The organism is Pandoraea pneumonica, from assembly GCF_902459645.1.
Classification (GTDB): Bacteria; Pseudomonadota; Gammaproteobacteria; order Burkholderiales; family Burkholderiaceae; genus Pandoraea; species Pandoraea pneumonica.
This window is the reverse complement of sequence record NZ_CABPSK010000005.1, coordinates 23,673-43,668: the sequence shown is the minus strand read 5'-3', so window position 1 is coordinate 43,668 and position 19,996 is coordinate 23,673. Positions and strand designations below refer to the sequence as shown.

17 protein-coding genes are annotated in these 19,996 nt (G+C 63.5%); 2 read left to right on the top strand and 15 right to left on the bottom strand.

The features are described 5' to 3' along the window. Positions 1–145: 145 nt before the first annotated feature. From PPN31114_RS22700 to PPN31114_RS22660, 9 genes are all read right to left on the bottom strand, one after another. A complete protein-coding gene (locus tag PPN31114_RS22700) occupies positions 146–1,282 on the bottom strand; it encodes a porin (protein WP_150681802.1) in 1,137 nt (378 codons plus the stop codon). 152 nt (positions 1,283–1,434) lie between these two features. Further along, entirely contained in the window at positions 1,435–2,691 is a 1,257-nt protein-coding gene (gene mhpT, locus PPN31114_RS22695; protein ID WP_246182708.1) for a 3-(3-hydroxy-phenyl)propionate transporter MhpT, read from the bottom strand. 316 nt (positions 2,692–3,007) lie between these two features. Further along, complete coding sequence (locus PPN31114_RS22690) at positions 3,008–3,544, bottom strand: MarR family winged helix-turn-helix transcriptional regulator (RefSeq protein WP_246182707.1); 537 nt, start codon at positions 3,542–3,544, stop codon at positions 3,008–3,010. Positions 3,545–3,727: 183 nt separating this feature from the next. After that, positions 3,728–4,093 (bottom strand): response regulator, encoded by a 366-nt coding sequence (locus PPN31114_RS22685; protein ID WP_150681801.1) that lies wholly within the window; start codon positions 4,091–4,093, stop codon positions 3,728–3,730. A 51-nt stretch (positions 4,094–4,144) separates the two neighbouring features. Beyond that, the gene (locus tag PPN31114_RS22680) at positions 4,145–4,786 is read right to left on the bottom strand and encodes a chemotaxis protein CheX (RefSeq protein ID WP_150681800.1); all 642 of its coding nucleotides are present in this window, start codon (positions 4,784–4,786) and stop codon (positions 4,145–4,147) included. A 49-nt stretch (positions 4,787–4,835) separates the two neighbouring features. Then, a complete protein-coding gene (locus PPN31114_RS22675; RefSeq protein WP_150681799.1) occupies positions 4,836–5,402 on the bottom strand; it encodes a hypothetical protein in 567 nt (188 codons plus the stop codon). A gap of 12 nt (positions 5,403–5,414) precedes the next feature. After that, positions 5,415–6,143: a methyl-accepting chemotaxis protein gene (locus PPN31114_RS22670; protein ID WP_150681798.1), complete on the bottom strand. Its 729-nt coding sequence runs from the start codon at positions 6,141–6,143 to the stop codon at positions 5,415–5,417. Between the two features lie 75 nt (positions 6,144–6,218). Further along, on the bottom strand, positions 6,219–8,666 hold the full coding sequence (locus PPN31114_RS22665) for a HAMP domain-containing protein (RefSeq protein WP_246182706.1): 2,448 nt from the start codon (positions 8,664–8,666) through the stop codon (positions 6,219–6,221). Positions 8,667–8,949: 283 nt separating this feature from the next. Further along, positions 8,950–9,879 carry a LysR family transcriptional regulator gene (locus tag PPN31114_RS22660; protein ID WP_150681797.1) on the bottom strand — a complete coding sequence of 310 codons (930 nt, stop codon included), beginning with the start codon at positions 9,877–9,879 and terminating at the stop codon, positions 8,950–8,952. Between the two features lie 121 nt (positions 9,880–10,000). Here PPN31114_RS22660 and PPN31114_RS22655 point away from each other — a divergent pair, with 121 nt between their 5' ends. After that, a complete protein-coding gene (locus tag PPN31114_RS22655) occupies positions 10,001–11,257 on the top strand; it encodes a flavin-dependent oxidoreductase (protein ID WP_150681796.1) in 1,257 nt (418 codons plus the stop codon). A gap of 25 nt (positions 11,258–11,282) precedes the next feature. After that, on the top strand, positions 11,283–12,647 hold the full coding sequence (locus PPN31114_RS22650; RefSeq protein WP_150681795.1) for an MFS transporter: 1,365 nt from the start codon (positions 11,283–11,285) through the stop codon (positions 12,645–12,647). On the opposite strand, the gene PPN31114_RS22645 is transcribed toward PPN31114_RS22650, so the two are convergent. The 6 genes from PPN31114_RS22645 to PPN31114_RS22620 form a co-directional block, all read right to left on the bottom strand. Then, entirely contained in the window at positions 12,648–14,285 is a 1,638-nt protein-coding gene (locus PPN31114_RS22645; RefSeq protein WP_150681794.1) for a gamma-glutamyltransferase family protein, read from the bottom strand. It abuts the gene before it with no gap. 100 nt (positions 14,286–14,385) lie between these two features. Further along, positions 14,386–15,306, bottom strand: a complete 921-nt coding sequence (locus PPN31114_RS22640; protein WP_174988389.1) for an ABC transporter permease — start codon at positions 15,304–15,306, stop codon at positions 14,386–14,388. 15 nt (positions 15,307–15,321) lie between these two features. Then, positions 15,322–16,266 carry an ABC transporter permease gene (locus PPN31114_RS22635; protein ID WP_150681793.1) on the bottom strand — a complete coding sequence of 315 codons (945 nt, stop codon included), beginning with the start codon at positions 16,264–16,266 and terminating at the stop codon, positions 15,322–15,324. 16 nt (positions 16,267–16,282) lie between these two features. After that, positions 16,283–17,785: an ABC transporter substrate-binding protein gene (locus tag PPN31114_RS22630; RefSeq protein WP_150681792.1), complete on the bottom strand. Its 1,503-nt coding sequence runs from the start codon at positions 17,783–17,785 to the stop codon at positions 16,283–16,285. A 41-nt stretch (positions 17,786–17,826) separates the two neighbouring features. After that, on the bottom strand, positions 17,827–18,906 hold the full coding sequence (locus PPN31114_RS22625) for an ABC transporter ATP-binding protein (RefSeq protein WP_150681791.1): 1,080 nt from the start codon (positions 18,904–18,906) through the stop codon (positions 17,827–17,829). Continuing rightward, positions 18,903–19,934, bottom strand: a complete 1,032-nt coding sequence (locus tag PPN31114_RS22620; protein ID WP_150681790.1) for an ABC transporter ATP-binding protein — start codon at positions 19,932–19,934, stop codon at positions 18,903–18,905. The genes PPN31114_RS22625 and PPN31114_RS22620 overlap by 4 nt, the downstream gene beginning before the upstream one ends. Positions 19,935–19,996: the final 62 nt, after the last annotated feature.

The following is a 19,996-nucleotide window of genomic DNA, read 5'->3' as shown; positions in this document are numbered from 1 at the left end:
GCGTAAATCCCAAGTGTCCGGCGGTCTCTCGCCGCGCGCCGGGAGTGGCGCGCGGTGTTGCCTATGGACACATTTAATATCAGGTAACCTTACATTGCAAGCCCGAAGTTTTCAGGGAAAACCCTGACCTCGAAACTCGCGGTGATCAGAACGTGTGGCGCATGCCCATCATGACGCCGGTCTGGCCCACGCCTGCCGGGGGCGTAGTGCCGCCACCGCCGCCGCTGACCGAATAGGCTGCCTTTGCGCTGTTGAACAGATATGCCGCCTGTGCGTAGACGGCCGTGCGCACCGAGAGCGAGTACGTGGCGCGCAGCGTGGTCATCGTGCCGCGCGTGTCGTGATCGCTGTTGATGATGCGATACACCTGTCCGTCGACGAGCCAAGCGGGCGTGAGGTTGTACGCCGCGCCGAGATAGAACAGGTTCGAGTGTGTATTGACCGATGCCGTCGACACACGGCGGCCCAGCCAGCCGCCGCCCACCTTGAACGCGCCGTATTTGTAGTAGGCCCCTGCCGTCGCGCGCGCATCGATATCGCTGCTGCTGGTGAGCGCCGTCGTCGCGAGTCCGTCAAAGAAGTTGGCCGCCGCATTGGTGCCGCCGCGCTGCTCTTCATACGATGCGGCCACGCCGAAGTTGCTCGCGTCGTACTTCAGCATGACCGACCAGTCGCGGCATTGCATCGACTGCCCCGGCACCTGTCCCGCGCAAGTCCCCTGCCCCGGCGAGTTGCCCGTGCCGCCGCTGTCGCGCCCGAACGAGTAGCCCACGCCGAAGGTCAGCCCTTGCCAGCCGACTTGATAGGTAATCGAGTTGTCGGTGCGGGCATTCGGAATGTACGCGTCGAACGAGCCCATGCCGTAGATGTCCGGGCCAAGCACGTCGGAGCCGAGCAGCGCGTAGTACGTCATCGTGTACTGACGCCCGACCGAGAGCGTGCCGTAAGGGCTCTTCACGCCGACGAACGCCTGTCGACCGAACAACCGGCCACCCTGCCCCAGATCGCCGCCACGCAGGTTGAAGCCGCTCTCCAACTGGAAGATCGCAGCGAGACCGCCGCCCAAGTCTTCTGAGCCGCGCAAACCCCAGCGCGACGGCAATTCACCGGTCACCCCCGGCATGCGCCACACGGCACCGTTCACGCTCGCATGCGAGACGTATTCGATACCGGTGTCGACGATTCCGTACAACGTGACGTTGGATTGGGCGGCCGCGAAGCCGGGTGCTGCGAGTGCCGCAGCGGCAGACAGCGAAAGCAGCGTGCGAGAAGAAAGGGCCATGCGAGTCTCCATTGTTATCGGTGTTGTTTTGATGTTTTGGTTTGCGTCGGCAAGCACAGCCAGCGTGCCGCGGCTGCACACGAAAAAACGCGACGGGGGCGTGCCGAACGCCATCCGTCGCGATAAGCGAAGCCAACCAGTGAACGACCGGGTCAGTCGGCTGCGCGGGGACGACGGATGAGCGTGAGGGCGGCGAGCGCCGCAACGATGGTCACGGGCACGCTGGCCCCGATCACCACGGCAGCGCTGCTGCCCACGGCGAGCAACATGCCGGCCGCGAGCGGCCCGACGACGGAGCCGATACGCCCGACAGCGACGGCCGCACCGACGCCGGTACCCCGCATGGCCGTCGGGTAGTAGGCTGCTGCCAGCGCATAGAGCACCGATTGCCCGCCGATGATGAACATGCCTGCGAAGAAGGCCGCCGTCGCCAGCACTGAGAAGCCCTGCGCAGCGGCCAGCCCGATCAACGAGGCGATCATGCCGAGATACATGCCGCCGATCACGAGCGACATGCGCACGCGGTCCATCAACAAGCCAAGGCACAGCACGCCCACGGCACTGCCCACGTTAAAGAGAATCTGCACCCAGCCGATCTCGCCGCGTGCGAGGCCACGCGAGCCCATGAGCGACGGCAGCCAATTGAGCAGGAAGTACAGCACGATGAGCGTGCAGAAGTAGCTCAGCCACAGTTGCACGGTCGACATGCCACGGCCTTCGGAGAACAGCACCGACATGACCGGAGCCGGCGTGGTGCGCTGGCCTTGCGACGTGGCATCGGCAAACGCTTTCGATTCCGGCAGAAACGCGGCGAGCAGCGGCAGCAGCAGCAACGGCCCCACACCGCCCACGTAGAAGATATGACGCCAGTCGGCATCGCTCACCGCGAGCATGCCGATGGTTGCAGCGATGCCGCCGCCCAACGGAATACCGCAATACATGATGCTCACTGCGGTGCCGCGCAAACGCGGGGCGACCGCTTCGGACGACAGCGCGATGAGGTTCGGCATCGCACCGCCAAGGCCGATGCCCGTCAGCACCCGCACGATCACCAGCATCCAGAAGTCGGACACGAACGCCGTAGCAATCGAAAGCACGCCGAACAGCGCCGCCGAGAGCATCAATACACGCTTGCGGCCAATGCTGTCGGCGAGCCGCCCGCCGACCATGGCACCGGGCAACAACCCGAATGTCCCGGCCGAGAAGGCAATCCCCATCTGCGCGACACTCAGCCCGAACTCCTTCGCCATGCCACGCGCCGCCACGCCGACCGATTGCAGGTCGAGTCCTTCGAGCAGTGCTACCGCAAAGCACAACGCCAGCGTCAGCACCACCGGGTTCGCCGTGCTGCCCGCACGCTCGCTCCCGAGCGCTAGCGACGGCGCGCCTCCCTCCCGATTCGATTCCATAGTGTCTCCTGTGATCTCCGTGAACTCCTGCTACCGCGCGTCGGCTTGCGACGTACAGCGCCTGATGTAGTGACCTGCGAGATGGGTCGACGCCTCACACTCATTTAATCAGGCAACCTGATATTAACGACGCGAGTGCAACAGACGTGACAGTGCCGCAGCGGCCTCCATTTAATATCAAGCTACCTGACAATACAAGCCAGCAGAGGCTCGGGACAAACCCGAAGCGCGCCCCCTTGGGGCGCGTTCATGTTTGCGTCAAAAACGACTCGAATTCAGGGAAAGGTCCGGCGCAGACGTGCCGGTGACGACGTGTTCAGTCGCGCAAATTGCGCACGAACATTTCCAGATGGCGTTGCACGGCTGCCGCGTCTTCGCGGCTCACGTCCGTACGCATGCGGGTGTCGATCTCTTTGGCCACCGCTTCGCATTGCGCCAGCACCGCGCGGCCTTCGTCGGTGAGTTGCAGCAGCACGATACGGCCGTGATTGGGGTCGGGCTCACGTGTGATCCAACCGCGCGACGCCATGATGCCTACGACCTCGTTGGCCGACTGCGGCGTGATGAAAGAGCGCTGTGCGAGTTGGGCGTTGGACAGCTTGCCGCGTGCGTCGAGCACCGACAGCGCGGTGAACTGCGCCAGCGTGAGACCCAACGGGGCGAGTGCTTCGGACATGTGGCGGCGCAGCAGGCGGTCGAGGCTGGCGATGACGTACGTCAGGCGTAGTTTCGAGCGGCGCGGACGACCGTCGGCAGCGTTGACCGTGTTGGCATCGGGCGCCACGTCGTCACCGGATTCCGGTTGGACGACTTCGGCCGGAGCCGGCTTCTTTTTCTGGGACACGACGCTCATGGTGAGATAGCGAGAATACGCAGGGTCTCGCGTGATGCGGGAAAGTCAGCAGTGTAACGCCGACGCTGCACGCTGGCGACGGTCCGGCGCGCGAATCATCGCATCGATGAGCGGTATGACAGGAGAGAGATGGCGCGCGAAGACGGCACCAGACCGCCTTCGCGTCCTTCGAAACGACGTCGCTTAGCTGGCGAGCTTGCGGAACGTCTCGAGCACGGCGTCGCCCTTGAACGGCTTGACGATCCAGCCGCGCACACCGGCGGCCTTGCCGCGTTCTTTCATCGCCGGGCTGCTCTCGGTGGTGAGCATCACCACGTTGACCGAGTTGTTGGCGAGCTCACCACGAATCTTCTCGACCATCGTCAGGCCGTCCATGTTGGGCATGTTCACGTCGCTAATGACGAGCTTCACGCCGGGGCTGGCCTTGATCTTCGCCAGACCGTCTTTGCCGTCGACGGCCGTGTCGACATCAAGGCCGTTTTTGCGCAGAAAACCGGCGACTTCGTCGCGCACGGTGCTCGAATCGTCGACCACGAGAATCTTCGACATGATGGTGTCCTTGTGTATGGGTGAATGTTTGATAAAGGGTGAGCCCGTGGCTCAGAACATTTCCAGCGCGCCCGTCTCGACCGGCTCAGCCACCATTTGCGCCGCTTCGCGGAACGCTTCGGGCGACCAGTTCAGGCTGAAGACGAAGTGCTGATGCAGCGTGACGATCTGCCCGCTCACCGGATCGGTCAGTTGATACACGAAGCACAGTTGCGGGTTATCGGTGCCGAACGAGATGTACTTCTGCTTGTGGTTGATCAGCAGCGGCACCTGCACCTGCGTGTGATCGACGGCCGCCGGGTCGCCCATGAAGCGGCTCTTGAACGCGCCCCAGATGAGATTGGTCATCTCGCCTAGCATGCCGTTAAGTTCGCGAAACCCGGCCTGCCCTTCGCAACGGCCCGTGTGTTCGAGCAGTTGCATGAACGGCACCTGCTCGGCCTGCATCATCATGTAGCCGCGGCACCAGGCGCTCTCCAGCGGAATCAGGCTAAAGACTTCGCCGAAGATGATGCGATCGCGCACGACGCTGGGCGACTCGCACGTCACGGACACGTCGCCGAACAGGCCACGAATGGCGCCATCGGTGATGTCGATCATCCCGCGCACGAGCGCTTCGGGATATTCATGTTCGACGTTATCGTCGAGGATCAGGAAATGGCTCACCGACTCGCGGGGGGTGCTTCGGTTCATCGTATTGGGTTCCTTGCCGAGGCGTAGGGCGGATTCAAGTAGGGCGAATTCAAAACAGTTCCAGCTCGCCGCCGCTGTCCTGCGTCTCGCTCACTTCGGCAACGAAGTCGAGCGGCGCATGTGCGCAAACGCACAGCGTGGCGGCCAGGCGCACCGAACCGTCGAGCGTGATTTCCCACGACGCGAGGTGATTCGGCTTGAGTTGCATGAGATGCGGGACACAACGCGCGCTCAGCACATAGGGCGTAGACATGCCCAGATCGGGAAAGTAGTTCAGCAGTTCCTGATTGATCGCACCGCAGCACAGATTGCTGATTTCGAGAAACGCCTCCCGAAACGACTTGTCCTGCGCGTCCCCCACGAAGTACGCCGACGTCGCATCGTCTTCGTCGAAGTGAAGAATCAGCAACATGCGAAAACCGATCGACGAAATCGTGAGCACCACCACGTTCGCGTGACGCTTGGCAAGATCGATACTCGCGTCGTTTGCCGGTTCGGCCTGACGCGCGCCCAGCGGCACGATCTCGCAAGGCGCATCGACAGAACGCGCGAGCCGCGTGCGGGCTGCCTTGTGGAGAATGCGCTCGAAACTCTCGCGTGCGTGATTGCTGATCACAACGCCACCTGCTTAGTGAAGACGGGAATGCAACTGATGCGCCAACGACTCGACGCTCGAGAGCGACGCCGCAATCATCTTGCCGCCCGCCTGAATGTCCTGAAACGTCGCCGTCGTCGTCACGTCGTTGCGATGCAGGCTGTCGCGATAACTCTTCGAGAGTTCTTCCGAACGCGTCGCCAGCGCACGCACTTCGCTCGCGACGATGCCGAAGCCGCGCCCGGCGGTGCCTGCACGTGCAGCTTCGATCGACGCGTTGAGCGAGACGATCAGCACGTGCCGCACAATCGATGCCAGCTCGTGATTCTTCGCGTGCATGTCCTGGTTCTGGGTCATGAGCGAAATCATCTGCTCGTGCCAGCGCTCGAAGGTCGCCGCCAGCCCGCGCAAGCGCGCAGCTTCGCCCGCGATGCGCTGGGCTTCCGTCTGCCATTGCGTTTTTGCTTCGAGCACTTCGGCTTCGGACTTGCGCGCCGCTTGCAGATCCGACTCGGCCTGCACTAGCTGCGCCTGTAGCGCCGCCAGCGCGTCGTCGTGTGCGACGGCGAGCGCCTCGTTCTCGGCTTGCGAAATGCGCTCACGCTCCAGCGCCTGTTCCAGCGCTTCTTCGTGCGTCTTTTCCAGCGCACGCCAGTGAGCGACGGCCTGCGCCATGCGCCAGCGATGCGCGATGAATGCGATCACGCCAACGATCACGACGCTAGCGAGTGCCCCCGCCACGAACCCTTGCACTGCTGTCATGCTCTTGTTGCCTCCGAAAGCGGCGCGGCGGCCGCAGACCGGTCAGGTCTGCGCCGCCGTGCATTCGTACGTGGGTCAGACCTTGTCGGTCTTCGACTGATGCGTCAGATCGTCGCCCGCCGCACGTCCCTCGACGGACTGGATCGATTCGAGCGTTGCGCTCGGCAGGTCGACCGCATCGGCTGCCACGCTGTTCATATCGAAACCGTCGACGACCAAGTTGTCGGGCAGGCACACCACCGTCTGGAACTGGCGGAATTCCGCCCCCTTGCGCTCGTCGGTGAAACGCAGCTCGATACGGCCATGTTCGCGGCGCACGAAGTCTTGCACGGCATCCATGCCCACACCCCGGCCCGACACTTCCGTCACCTGCGACGCAGTGGAGAAGCCCGGGCGGAAGATGAACTGCGCGATCTGCTCGTCCGTCACATACGTCTCGGACGTGATCCAGCCGCGTTGCACTGCAATGCCGCGAATACGATGCAGCGCCAGGCCGCGGCCATCGTCGGTCAGCGTCACTTGCAGCATGTTGTGATCGAGGCCGACTTCGATATCGATGGTGCCTGCCGCCGGCTTGCCCTTGGCGCGACGCTCGTCAGCGCTCTCAAGCCCGTGATCCATCGAATTGCGCAGCAAGTGCATGAACACGTCGCGCAGAATTCGCACGGCCGGCGAGCGCAGGCGATAGCCGTTGTCGTCGATGCGCACCGCCGGGGCCGGCTTACCGAGTTCGCCCGCGAGCGACGGCAACGAGTCGAGCACGCCGCCCAACGCCTCGCCCACGCCTTCGGTGCCCAACAGCCGCAGCGTCTGGTGCACGGCGTCGCGCATGGCAACCAGTTGATGCAAATCGTTCGGATCGGCCGCTTCGAGCATGCGCAGGCTCGCGCGGATGTGCCCACGGTCGACGACCATCGATTGCTCGTCCGCGCTGCGGCCCGGGCCCTTGCGCCCCAGACTCATCTCGTTGATATGCGCGTAGGTGTCGACCGCGTTGCGCACGCGTTCGAGTTCGCGCATCAGGTGGTCCTGATTCCACGGCAGGCCCGCATCCGGCTGACGCAGCTCGTGGTATTGCTGCTCGGTCTCGTGCACCACGTTGGTCAGGTATTGCAGGTTGTACGTGCGCGCATTGCCCTTGATCGTGTGCATGTTGCGGAACAGTTCCGCAATGGCTGCGCTGTCGGCCTGCGAGTGCTTGCGAATGATGCGCTCGTTCTCGCGAATAAAGCCGGTCGAGCTCTCGATGAAGTGGTGGAACTTCTCCTGACTCACCGCCAGAATCTCGCCGATCATCTCGAGGCGCTGCTTCTGCTCGGTGGCTTCAGCCGCCAGTTCGCGCAGTTCCGTCACGTCTCGCACGCACAGCATCAGGCGCAGGATGGTGTCGCTCTCGTCCGTGATGGCCGACCACGTGAGGTCGAGTTGCTTCACGCGACCGTCCGGCATGCGCTTGCCGATCTCGCCCACGAGCAAGTGTTCGTTGAAGGCGAAGTTGATGGCGTCTTGCCCGATGCAGGCGTCGACGGCGGCTTCGACTTGCGAGAGCGCGTCAGAGCCGAGATCGCTGTCGCCAAACACCAGATCCATCACGCCACGGCCTGCGATGTCCTGCGTCTCGAAGATCGCTTCGAGATATGCGGAGTATTCGCCGTGCACCTTCGAGCCGTCGACGACCGTCAAGATGCCCTGCTGCATGTTCTGCAACATAGCCTGAATATCGGCCGTCTTCTGCTTGAGTTGCGCCGAGCGTTCCTGAATCTTCTCGATCATGCCGTTGAACGCCACGGTCGCCTGACCGATTTCGTCCATCCGGCCCACCGGTACGCGGCGCGTGAAGTCTTGGCTGTTGGCGATCTCGCTCATCATGCCCTGCATGCGCGAGAGCGGGCGGGTGATCTGACGATAGAGCAGCGCGCCGATGGCGGTGAGCAGCACGATCGCGAGGCCCGTCACGATGGCAATGGCCGTCGTCGTGGTCGAGAGCGTGGCGTTCAGGGTGGCGATCGCCGAGTCTTTCTCGCGGTTCTTTTCCACTCGCAGCGTGTTGACCACGCCTTCGAGTTCGTCGCGATACTGTGCCACGTTCGCAAACAGGAACGCCTGCGCCATCTCGGCCTTGCCTGCCTGTTTAAGCTTAGCGGTATCGCTAATCGCGTTGAAGTAGTTGTCGACGCTCTCGCGCGCCTGCGTCACCAGCCCCTTCTGGGCGTCGCTGGCGGCACCGTCGGCTTGACGGGCGAGCGATTGATCGAGATCGGCGCGCAGCTTCTTGAGCGTTTCGAGCGACTGTTCGACAACGGTCTCTTCGGGCGCGTAGACCAGCGTCATCGTGGCGATCTGCACCGCCTTGACTTGCGAGACTAGGTCGGCTGAAGCGAGGGCGCTAGGTACTACGCCTTCGGTAACCTGCCGCACTTTCTGAGCGCTGGCGCGCGTCTGGTAGACGGCGTAGCCACCGATGATCGAGAGCGCGACAAACGTCAGGATCACCAATAGCGTTATTCGATGACGGATGGTCATTGCGTCATTTCCCCGGGTCGCACCGGCGCCCGGAGCCACGCGTAGGTTGACGCAGTAGATCGGCCGCCGAATTAGTTTGTAAATTCCTCGTGCGCCGTGATTATTGCGGGGGAAGTGTGACGATTCGATGAATCAACGGAAGCTTCACGTTTCTCGTCAGTGGCAACGGTATGTAGGAATCCGAGATGGGTGAGCACTAACTTTCCAGTGGGTGAGCGCTTGCTAGTGAGCAGTATCGTCCTCACGGCGTCCCCCGCATTCCTCGTTCAGGCATAGACATCGCTCAACGTGCGCTTTCGTCGGCCATCGCATCGATGCGTCGCATCGACGAGGCCGCCAACTCGGTGAATTGACGCCACAGCTCCGGCTTGGCGCGGCCGCGCTTGACGATGCGATGAAAGCCGAGCGTGACTTCCGGGTGAGTGAGTACATCCCAACGCACTGCACGCGCGCGGCAGGCCGGTAATGCGAAGGTCGGCACGATGGCGGCCCCCAGTCCGGCTTCGGCCATCCCGATCAGCGTCTCGAAGCGGCGAAACACCACGCGAGGTTCATCGGCACGGCCAATGCGCGCGAGATGGGTCTCCACCAGTTGTTGAATCGGGTTCTCCGGGGGCAGGCTGATGAGCTTCTCGTCGCGCAACGCGTCCCAGGTAATGCCGCCTTGCATGGGCTTGCGCGACAGCCGCTTGCCGCCCGCCGTCACCCGCATCAGACGAAACGATTGCAGCAACGTGCGCTCGATGCCATGCGATGCCTTCGTGAAGAAGCCGAAGCCCAGATCGGCATCGCCCTGCTCGACCAGCGCGTGCACTTGTTCCAGTTCAGCTTCCACTAATCGCAGATCCACGTCGGGATGCTCGCGAGCGAAAGTGCCGAACCATTCCGGCATCAAGTGCGCCGACACGAGCGGCGTGGCCGCGATGCGCAGCGTCTTGCGCGCGACCTGACCGAAGGCAGCGATCTGCCCGGCAACGGCATCGAGTTGACCGACCGCCGCGCTCGCCACGGGCAACAGCGCATGACCGGCTTGCGTGAGCGTAACGCTGCGTGTGGTGCGGTCGAACAGACGGCTGCCGAGTTGCGCTTCGATCTCGCGCATCATCACCGAGAGCCCAGCCTGCGTGATATGCAGCCGCTCGGCCGCGCGCGTGAAATTGCCCAGCGTGGCGACCAGCACGAAAGCCTTCAATTGACGCAGCGAGATGTTCATCGGTAATTCATAACCATTGAATATGAATTCATATGATAGTCAAAATTCCCTAATGATTGGCGGCGCGCTTTAATGGTGTCCATTCCCATATCACTGCGCTTTGCCGCTCAGGAGACATCCCATGTCCTCATCTGTCGATGTGGCCATCGTCGGCGCCGGTATCGGCGGTCTGACCCTTGCCCTCACCCTCCACGAAGCGGGCATCGCCTGCCGCGTCTATGAAGCCGTGCCGCAGATTCGCCCGCTGGGCGTCGGTGTGAACATCCTGCCGCACGCCGCACGTGTGCTCGACGGGCTGGGGCTGACCAGCGCCCTGCGTGAAGTCGCGGTCACCACGCGCGAATCGGCCTTTTTCAACCGCTTCGGACAGTTCGTCTACAGCGAACCGGCGGGCGAATTCGCCGGTTACGCATGGCCGCAGTTCTCGATCCATCGGGGCGACTTGCAAGGCATCTTGCTCGCCGCCGTGCGTGAACGGCTGGGGGCCGACGCAGTCGTCGAAGGGCATCGCTGCACCGGCTTCGAGCAAAACGACGAGAACGTGACGGTGTGCTTCGAGTCGCCCGACGGTGAGGCGCTGTCCCCCGTGAACGCGCGCCTGCTCGTCGCTGCCGACGGTATTCACTCGGTCGTGCGCAAGCAGTTCTATCCGACCGAAGGGGCGCCCCGCTACTCGGGCGTGAACATGTGGCGCGGCAGCGTCGTGCTGCCGCCGTTCCTGTCGGGGGCGACGATGGTGCGCGCAGGTTGGCTGTCGGTCGGCAAGATGGTGATCTACCCGATTCGCAACAACGTCGACGGTCAGGGCAATCAGTTGGTGAACTGGGTGGCTGAAATTGAATCGCCGCAACCGGCGCGCCGCGACTGGAACGGCGTGGGGCGGTTGGAGGATTTCTTCCCCGCGTTCGCCGACTGGCATTTCGACTGGCTGGACGTGGCCGGGATGATCGAAGCGACCGAGACGATTCTCGAATATCCGATGGTCGATCAAGACCCGCTGCCGCGCTGGACCTTTGGGCGCGTCACGCTGTTGGGCGACGCCGCGCACCCGATGGTGCCGCGTGGCTCTAACGGCGCAGGACAGGCGATTCTCGACGCACCGTGCCTCGCCGCACAGATTCGCGAGCACGGCCTGACAACGACCGCCCTCGACGCTTATGAGCGCATTCGCGGCAAAGCCACCGCCGACGTCGTGCTGATGAACCGCACCGCACCGCCGGATGCGATTCTGCAAACGGTGCACGATCTTAGCGGCGACAAGCCGTTCACGAAGATCGAAGACGTGATCAGCACCGCCGATCTCGCGGCGATTTCGAATCGCTACAAGAATGTCGCGGGTCTGAATCGCGAAACGCTGAATTCGACAGAGTCCCGCTAACGGGACCGTTCGTGGAGAGAGACACATGCCTGCACCCCGCATCGACCTGCGAGCGCTCATCGATGAGCGACCGTTCGGCCGTTATCAAATCTTCGTCACGGCGCTCTGTGCGCTGATCGTCTTTCTCGACGGCTTCGACACGCAGGCCATCGGCTACGTGGCGCCCGCCATCGTGCATGCGCTCGGCATCGAGCGCGCCGCATTAAGCCCGGTGTTCTCGGCCAGTCTCGTCGGTCTGACGCTAGGTGCTTTGGTCGGCGGCCCGCTGTCGGATCGGCTCGGACGACGGCCCGTGCTGATCGCAGGCATGCTGATCTTCGGCGTCATGTCGCTCGCCACGGCGTTCGCCTCATCGGTCACGGGGTTGCTTCTGCTGCGCCTCGTGACGGGTATCGGTCTCGGTTGCGTGATGCCCAACGCGATTGCGCTGACGGGCGAGTTCGCGCCGGAGCGCGTGCGCTCGACGGCCATCATGGTGATGTTCTGCGGCTTCTCGTTGGGCGCAGCACTCGGCGGGCTAGCCGCTGCCGGTTTGATCCGCGACTTCGGCTGGCAATCGGTATTTGTCGTCGGCGGACTGTTGCCGCTTGCCGCCGCGTTGCTCGCGTGGCGTTGTCTGCCCGAATCGCCGCGCTTTCTCATCGCTCGCGCGAAAGACCCCGCCCGCTTACGGGCAGTGCTGCAAAAACTCGCGCCCGACATTCCTGCCGACGCGCAGATCGACGGCGGTGCCGACGTTCATGCCTCGTCACAGGCGGGCGTGCGCGCCCTCTTCGCCGACAAGCGTCTTCGTATCACCCTGCTGCTCTGGGTGATCTTCTTCATGAGCCTGATGGATTTGTATTTCCTGTCGAGTTGGTTGCCCACGGTGATTCACGATGCCGGTATTCCGCTCGACACCGCCGCGCTCATCACTTCGATGCTGCAAATTGGCGGAACGCTAGGCACGCTCACGCTGGGGCGTGTCTTCGACCGCGTGCCGCCGTTCAAGGCGTTAAGCGCGGTGTATCTGTGTGCGGCGGTGTGCATCGTGCTGGTGGGGCTGGCAGGCACGTCGGTGGCGATACTCGCTGCGACGATCTTCGGGGCGGGGTTCTGCGTGGTCGGTGGACAAATCGGCGCTAACGCGCTGGCCGCGCGCACCTATCCGACGACGATTCGTGGCACGGGTGTGGGTTGGGCACTCGGTGTGGGGCGCGTCGGCTCGATCGTCGGGCCGATGGTCGGTGGCGTACTGCTGGCGCTGCAATGGGACCCGCAGCGCCTGTTCATGATGGCGGCATTGCCCGCACTGATTGCCAGCCTTGCCGCGCTGGCCATCAGCATGGGACTTCGACGCTCGGGCGGCGAGGCGACTCGCCAACCCGAAAGCGTCACGCAGACGACTTAATCAAAAGCCAGCGGCGAGGCCGTCGCGACGGCTGTCGCTGGCGGCCACGTAGCCACGGTCCGGATCGTTGCGATCCAGACGCCAGATGTACTGGCCCGAACCGAAGTCCATATACGGATCGTCGATGGACTTCAGCTTATGGCCCAGTGCCAGCAGGCCAGCCACCGTCTCACGGTCGAGCGTGGATTCCACGTCGATCGTGAAGTCGCGGTTCACCTTCCAGCGCGGGGCATCGCAAGCGGCTTGCGGCTGCTGACCGTAGTCGAGCATGCGCACAATCGACTGCAAGTGGCCTTGCGGCTGCATGTCGCCGCCCATCACGCCGAAGCTCATCACGGCCTCGTGCTTGCCGTCGACCTTTTGCGTGAGGAACGCCGGAATAATCGTGTGGAACGGGCGCTTGCCGCCCTCGACCACGTTGGCCGACTTCGGGTCCATCGAGAAACCGCAGCCACGGTTTTGCAGCGCGATGCCCCAATCTGGCACGACCACGCCGGAACCGAAGCCCATGTAGTTCGACTGGATGAAGCTGACCATCATGCCGCTCTCGTCAGCCGTCGACATGTAGATCGTGCCGCCCGCCTTGGGCATGCCGAAGTCGAACTGCGTAGCGCGGTCGGGGTCGATGAGCTTCGCGCGCGCCGTCAGATAGGCGTCGTCGAGCATCTGCTCCGGCGTGACTTCCATCGAACGCGGATCGGCCACGTATTTGTACAGATCGGCAAATGCGAGCTTCATCGCTTCGATTTGCAAATGCTGCGAATGCACGCGGTCGACCGCCAGACCCGACACGTCGAATTTCTCGAGAATGCCCAGCGCCATGAGCGCGGCAATGCCCTGCCCGTTCGGCGGAATCTCGTGCACGGTGTAGCCGCGATAGTCCTTCTCGATGGGCTTGACCCAGTCGGCGCGGTAGTTGCGCAGATCGTCTGTCGTCATCGCGCCGCCATGCTCGCTCGACCACGCCACGATGCGCTCGGCGATCTCGCCTTCGTAGTAGGCACGCGGGCCTTGCTCGGCCAGCATGCGCAACGTGCGCGCATGGCCCGGCATACGCATCATTTCGCTGGTGGTCGGTGCGCGGCCGTTCGGCATGAACGCCTGGGCGTAACCCGGCTGATTCTTGAGTTCGGGCACCGCAGCGGCCCACTTGCGCGAGACGATGTTGGCAACGGCGTGGCCACGCTCGGCAATTTCGATGGCCGGGGCCATCAGGTCGCCGAACGGCAACTTGCCGAACTTCGCGTGCAGCGCTTCCCAGCCGGCGATCACGCCGGGCACGGTCACGGTGTCCGGGCCGCGCGTCGGTTGCTTCGCGATGCCGTGCTCTTCACCGTATTTCTTGCGGAAGTAATCGACGTTCCACGACTGCGGCGACACGCCCGAGGCGTTCAGGCCGTGCAGTTCCTTGCCGTCCCAGATGAGGGCGAAGCAGTCGCCGCCCAGGCCGTTCGAGACCGGCTCGACGATGGTCATGCAAGCCGCAGCGGCAATCGCGGCATCGACGGCGTTGCCGCCTTGCCACAGGATGCGCAGGCCAGCTTGTGCCGCGAGCGGATGCGACGTCGACACGATGTTGCGGGCGAACACCGGCAGGCGCGGTGTCGGATAAGGGTTCTGCCAGTTGAATTGCGTCATGACGCTTTCACTTACCTTTGTCTCGAATGGGTGGAGTTGGCTGCCGGGTGAGGCCTGCACACTACGCGCGACAACGCGTTATGCACAGGGGACACCCTCGTTACTGTTCGCGCGGATCCAGCGCATCGCGCAAACCGTCTCCCAGCAGGTTGAAACCGAGTACCGTCAGGAAAATGGCGATACCGGGAAAAATCGACATCCAAGGGGCTTGTTCGACGAAGTCCTTGGCCGTATTGAGCATCGAGCCCCACGACGGCAACGGTGGCAATTGGCCAAGCCCCAGAAACGACAAACTCGCTTCGGCGATGATGGCCGTCGCCACCGTCAGGCTCGCCTGCACGATGATCGGCGGCAGCACGTTGGGCAGGATGTAGCGCACGATGATGCGCGTGTCCGACAAGCCAATGGCGCGCGCGCCCTCGACATACTCTTCCGCCTTCACCGTCAGCGCCTGCCCGCGTGCGAGCCGCACAAAGCGCGGCATGGCGGACACCCCGATCGCGATCATGGCGTTGGTCAGGCTTGCGCCGAGAAACGCCGCCATGGCGATGGCGAGAATCAGGAACGGAATGGAGAGCAGTGCATCGGCCAGACGCGACACGATGGCGTCGACCCAGCGACCGAAATAGCCCGCCAGCAAGCCCAGCGGCACGCCGATGATGACGGCAATGCCGACCGACACGACGCCCGCCGCGAGCGACGCCCGTGCGCCGTAGATCATGCGCGCGAGAATGTCGCGGCCGAGTTCGTCGGTGCCGAACCAGTGCAACGCGCTCGGGGCCTGCCGCACCGTCATGAAGCTGGTCGCGATAGGGTCGTACGGCGAAATCAACGGTGCCAGCAGCGCGACGAGCACCGCGAACGCAACGATGATCGCACCGGCCACTGCGGCACGATTGCGCGCGAATTTGCGCAGCCCGCGATAGCGGCGGCGCGGCAGACGCTCGGCACTCGCCGCGACCGGCGTTGTGCTGGCGGCGGCAGGTGACGAGTTGGAAGGAGTCGTGGGCAAGGCGGCCATGTTCAGTCAGGGAGATTAAGCCCGGCGCAAGCGCGGGTTGAGCAACACATACAGCACATCGGCCAGCAAATTCAATGCAATGAAACTCACGGCAGTGACCAGCACGACACCCTGCACCACCGCGTAGTCGCGATTGAACACGGCGTCGACGACCAGCTTGCCGAAGCCCGGAATGGTGAAGACTTGCTCGGTCAGCACGGCGCCCGCGAGCAACTCGCCAAAGAGCAACGCGAGCACCGTCACAATGGGGATCAACGCATTGCGAAACGCATGCTTGAGCACCACGGTGCCACGCAGCAACCCCTTAGCGCGGGCGGTACGGATGTAGTCGGTGCGTAGCACGCTCAGCATGGCGCTGCGCGTATGGCGCATCAACTGCGCGCCTAGCGCCGCCCCCAGCACAAAGGCGGGCATGATCATCGTCTTGAAGCTCATCCACAAATCTTCGCCCGGCGGCACATAGCCCGACGACGGCAGCAACTGCCAGCGCACCGACACGAGAAAGATCAGCAGAATGCCGAGCCAGAAGTTGGGGATCGACATGCCCGAGAGCGCCAGCACGTTGGCACCGTAATCCACGGCTTTGCCGCGATTGGCCGCCGACAAGATGCCCAGCGGAATGCCGATACCGATGGCGATGATGAGACCGAGCGACGCGAGTTGCAGCGTGACCGGCAACTTCTGTGCAATGAGCGTCGTGACCGGCTCACCGGTGCGCAACGAGTTGCCCAAATTGCCATGCAACACGTCGCCCATCCACAAGGCGTATTGCGTCGGCAGCGGCTTGTCGAGGTGATACTTCTCTCGCAGCGCGGCGATGACCTGCGGGTTCTGGTCCTCGCCAGCCATCGCGAGCACGGGATCGCCGGGCAGCATTTTTTGCAGCCCGAAGATCAGTATCGACACGATAAACAGTGTCGGTATGGCGACGAGCGCGCGATGGAGGACGAGACGCAGCATGGATTCCCTCGCTTCCTCAGCCCTTCACGCTCACGCCGCGCAAGCGGATGAGACCGTCCGGGTAGGCAACGAAGCCTTGCACTTTCTTCGTCAGCACATACGGCCACGGCTGCACGTACAGATACAGGATCGGGTTGTCGTCGGCGAGGATCTTGTTCGCGGCGTCGTACAGCGGCTTACGTTCGGCAACGCTCGACTTCACACGAGCGTCGTTGAGCAGCTTGTCGACGTCGGCGTTGCAATACTGGCCGTAGTTCAGATTCCCCTTGCAGGTCACGAACTGATGCAGGTTGCCGTCCGGGTCTACGCGGCCCGACCAGCCGTTGTACAGCACATCGAAGTCGCCACGGTGTGCGGCGTCGAGCGCAGCGGCGTAGTCCATCGGACGCAGTTTGAGCGTGATACCGGCTTCGGCGAGCATCGCCTGCAACATCTGCGCCATCTGGTTCGAGACGGTGTTGTTGCCGAAACTCAGCGTCACGTCGACCTTCTCGAAGCCTGCCGACTTGAGCAGTGCTTTAGCTTTCGCAACGTCGCGCTTGGTCGATTTGATCGCCGTGTCGTAATACTGGCCGCTCTTGGGCAGTGCCTGATTCGCCGGAGTGAAGATGCCGCCGCCGATCACTTGATTGATGGCATCGCGGTCGATGGCCAAATCGAATGCCTCGCGCACGCGCTTGTCGCGCAGTGCTTTCGGCGCGTTGGCGGCCACGTTGAACGTCAGGCCGTAGTAGCCCAGACCGTCGATGGTGATGAAGTTCAGATTCGCGTCGCGCTTGACCGACTTCACGTCGGACGGCGACAGCCGCTCAAGCATGTCGAGCGAGCCGGAGCGCACGTTGGCGAGTCGCACCGTGGTGTCGGGAATCGGCAGGAACGTGACCTTCTGGATCGGGTACTTGTCCGCATCCCAGTAGCCCGCGAATTTCTCCAGCACGACACGGTCGTTCTGCACGCGCTGCACGAACTTGTAAGGGCCCGAGCACACCGGACGCGCTTGCACGGCAGCGTCGTCGGCCAGTGTCTTCGGCGCGAGCATCATGCCTGCACGGTCGGACAGCGTGGCAAGCAGCGCCGAGTCCGGAGCCTTAAGCACGATGTTCACGGTCGAATCGTCCACGGCATCGACGTGATCGATGGACGACAACTCGCTCTTGCGATTGCTCGCGGGCATGCTGCGCGCACGATCGAGGTTCGCCTTCACGGCCTTCGCATTGAACGGCTCGTCGTCGTGGAACTTGGCGCCCTGACGCAGCTTGAACGTCCACGTCTTGCCGTCGGCACTCACGCTCCACGAGGTGGCGAGCATCGGCACGAACTTGAGATCCGGCGAGATATCGACCAGCGAGCTGCACAGCGAGCGCAACACCATACGGTCGACGACCTGCGAGCTGCGTGCCGGATCGAGCGAGCCGATGTCTTCTTGCAAACCGATGCGAATGGCCGACTGGGCCATCGCCGACGCAGTGCCGGTGGCCAGTGCCGCAGCCAGAGCGAGATCGAGCAGAACGTTGCGCATGCGTGAGGTCCCTCGTGAGTGTTTATTAGATGGTGATGGCGTTAGCGAACCACGGCGGCATCGGCTTGCACCTGCCGTGCACGGTACAGCGCCAGACGCGCGGTGAGCTTATCGCTCGGCGGTGTGACCTGCGCCGGACTCGCGCCTGCATTCTGGATTTCCCGCCAGAAATGGCACGCGACCTGCCGCCCATCGGGCAGCACTTCGTCGATCGGGCGTTGCGCCTTGCACACCTCGCGCGCGTGCGGGCAGCGCGGATGAAAGCGGCAACCGGGCGGCGGCGCGGTCGGGCTGGGCAACTCGCCGCCCAGCGGCGCGCGGCTACGGCGCACGTGTGGGCTGCTCGCAGGGATCGCCTGCAACAGCGCTTGGGTGTAGGGGTGCAGCGGGTTGTCGAACAACGCGTCGGCACTGGCGAGTTCCACAATTTCGCCGAGATACATCACTGCGACACGGTCGCTCATGTGGCGGATGACCGCCAGATCGTGCGCCACCATGATCAGCGTGAGGCCCAGATCGTGCTTCAGGCGTTCGAGCAAATTGATGACCTGCGCCTGCACGGAGACGTCGAGCGCAGAAACGGGTTCATCGCCGATGATTACGCGCGGCTCGCCTGCGAGCGCCCGTGCAATGCCGATGCGCTGGCGCTGACCGCCGGAAAACTCGTGAGGAAAGCGCTGCGCGTAGTCCGGCTGCAAACCGACGGTGCGCAGTAGCTCGGCCACGCGGTCATCGCGCGCGCGGCCATGCGCGAGGCCATGCAAGGCAATGGGCTCGGCGATCAGGCTGCCCACCGTCATGCTCGGATTGAGCGAGGCGAACGGGTCTTGAAAGATGATTTGCAATTCACGCCGCAGACGCCGCATTGCGCCCGCGCCGAGCTTCATGATGTCTTCGCCCTGATAGCGCACTTCTCCGCGCGTGGCGTCGAGCAAGCGCAGCAGCAACCGGCCGAGCGTGGATTTTCCGCAGCCCGATTCGCCGACGATGGCGAACGTCTCACCAGCCTGAACCGAGAACGACACGCCATTCACGGCGTATACCGTCGGGGCGCGCGAAAAACCGACGCGGTGTCCACCGAAGTGTTTGGTCAGATCGCGAGCTTCAAGCAACGCCGTCATGCGACCACCTCTTCGATGGGGGTAGCGGGGGGTGTCAGCGCATCGACCGGCGCCAGCCAGCACGCCACGCGATGCGTGCCGTACAGCGTGCGCTCGACGGGCGCCTGTTGCGTGCAGCGGGCCTCGGCGAACGGGCAACGCGGTGCGAAGCGGCAGCCAGCGGGCATGCGCTCCGGCGACGGCACCGAGCCGCGAATGGTGGCAAGCGTGCCTTCGCGTTTGCCGATGGACGGAATCGCGCCCATCAGGCCAATGGTGTACGGGTGCTGCGGGTCGTCGAAGATCTCGTCGACGCTGCCGTATTCCACGATGCGTCCTGCGTACATCACAGCCACGTGATCGGCCACTTCTGCGACCACGCCCAGATCGTGCGTAATCAACACCACGGCGGTGCCCGTCTCGCGTTGCAGCGTCTGAATCAGCGTGAGAACTTGCGCCTGAATCGTGACGTCGAGTGCCGTGGTCGGCTCGTCGGCGATGAGCAGCGCGGGGCGGTTGGCGAGCGCCATCGCGATCATCACGCGCTGGCGCATGCCGCCGGAGAGTTCGTGCGGATAGTTGTCGAGGCGGGTCTCAGGCGCGGGAATACGCACCAGTTTCAACATCGCAAGGGCTTCGGCGCGCGCTGCCTTGCGATCGAGCCCCCGATGGCGGCGAATGCCCTCTTCAATTTGATGGCCAACGGTGAACGCCGGATTGAGCGATGTCATCGGCTCTTGAAAGATCATCGCCAGCCGGTTGCCGCGCATGTCGGCGAATTCACGCTCTTCCAAGGCGAGCAGGTCGCGCCCCTCGAACTTCGCCTGTCCGGCAACGATATTGGCCGGAGGACTCGGCAACAGCCCCATGAGCGCAAGCGAGGTCACGCTCTTGCCGCAGCCCGATTCACCAACGATGCACAGCGTCTTGCCGGGATGGACCGCGAACGACACGCCGTCGATCAGATTCGGCGCGTCGGGCGCGCGGGAGAACTTCAGCGACAAGCCGGTCACGTCGAGCACCGGCGCGGGTTCTGCGGGCAGGGTCATGGGCGCGTTTCAGGGGCGAGGTCAGTCTATTGCCGCCATGCTCGGCCTTCCTGCCGGGCCGG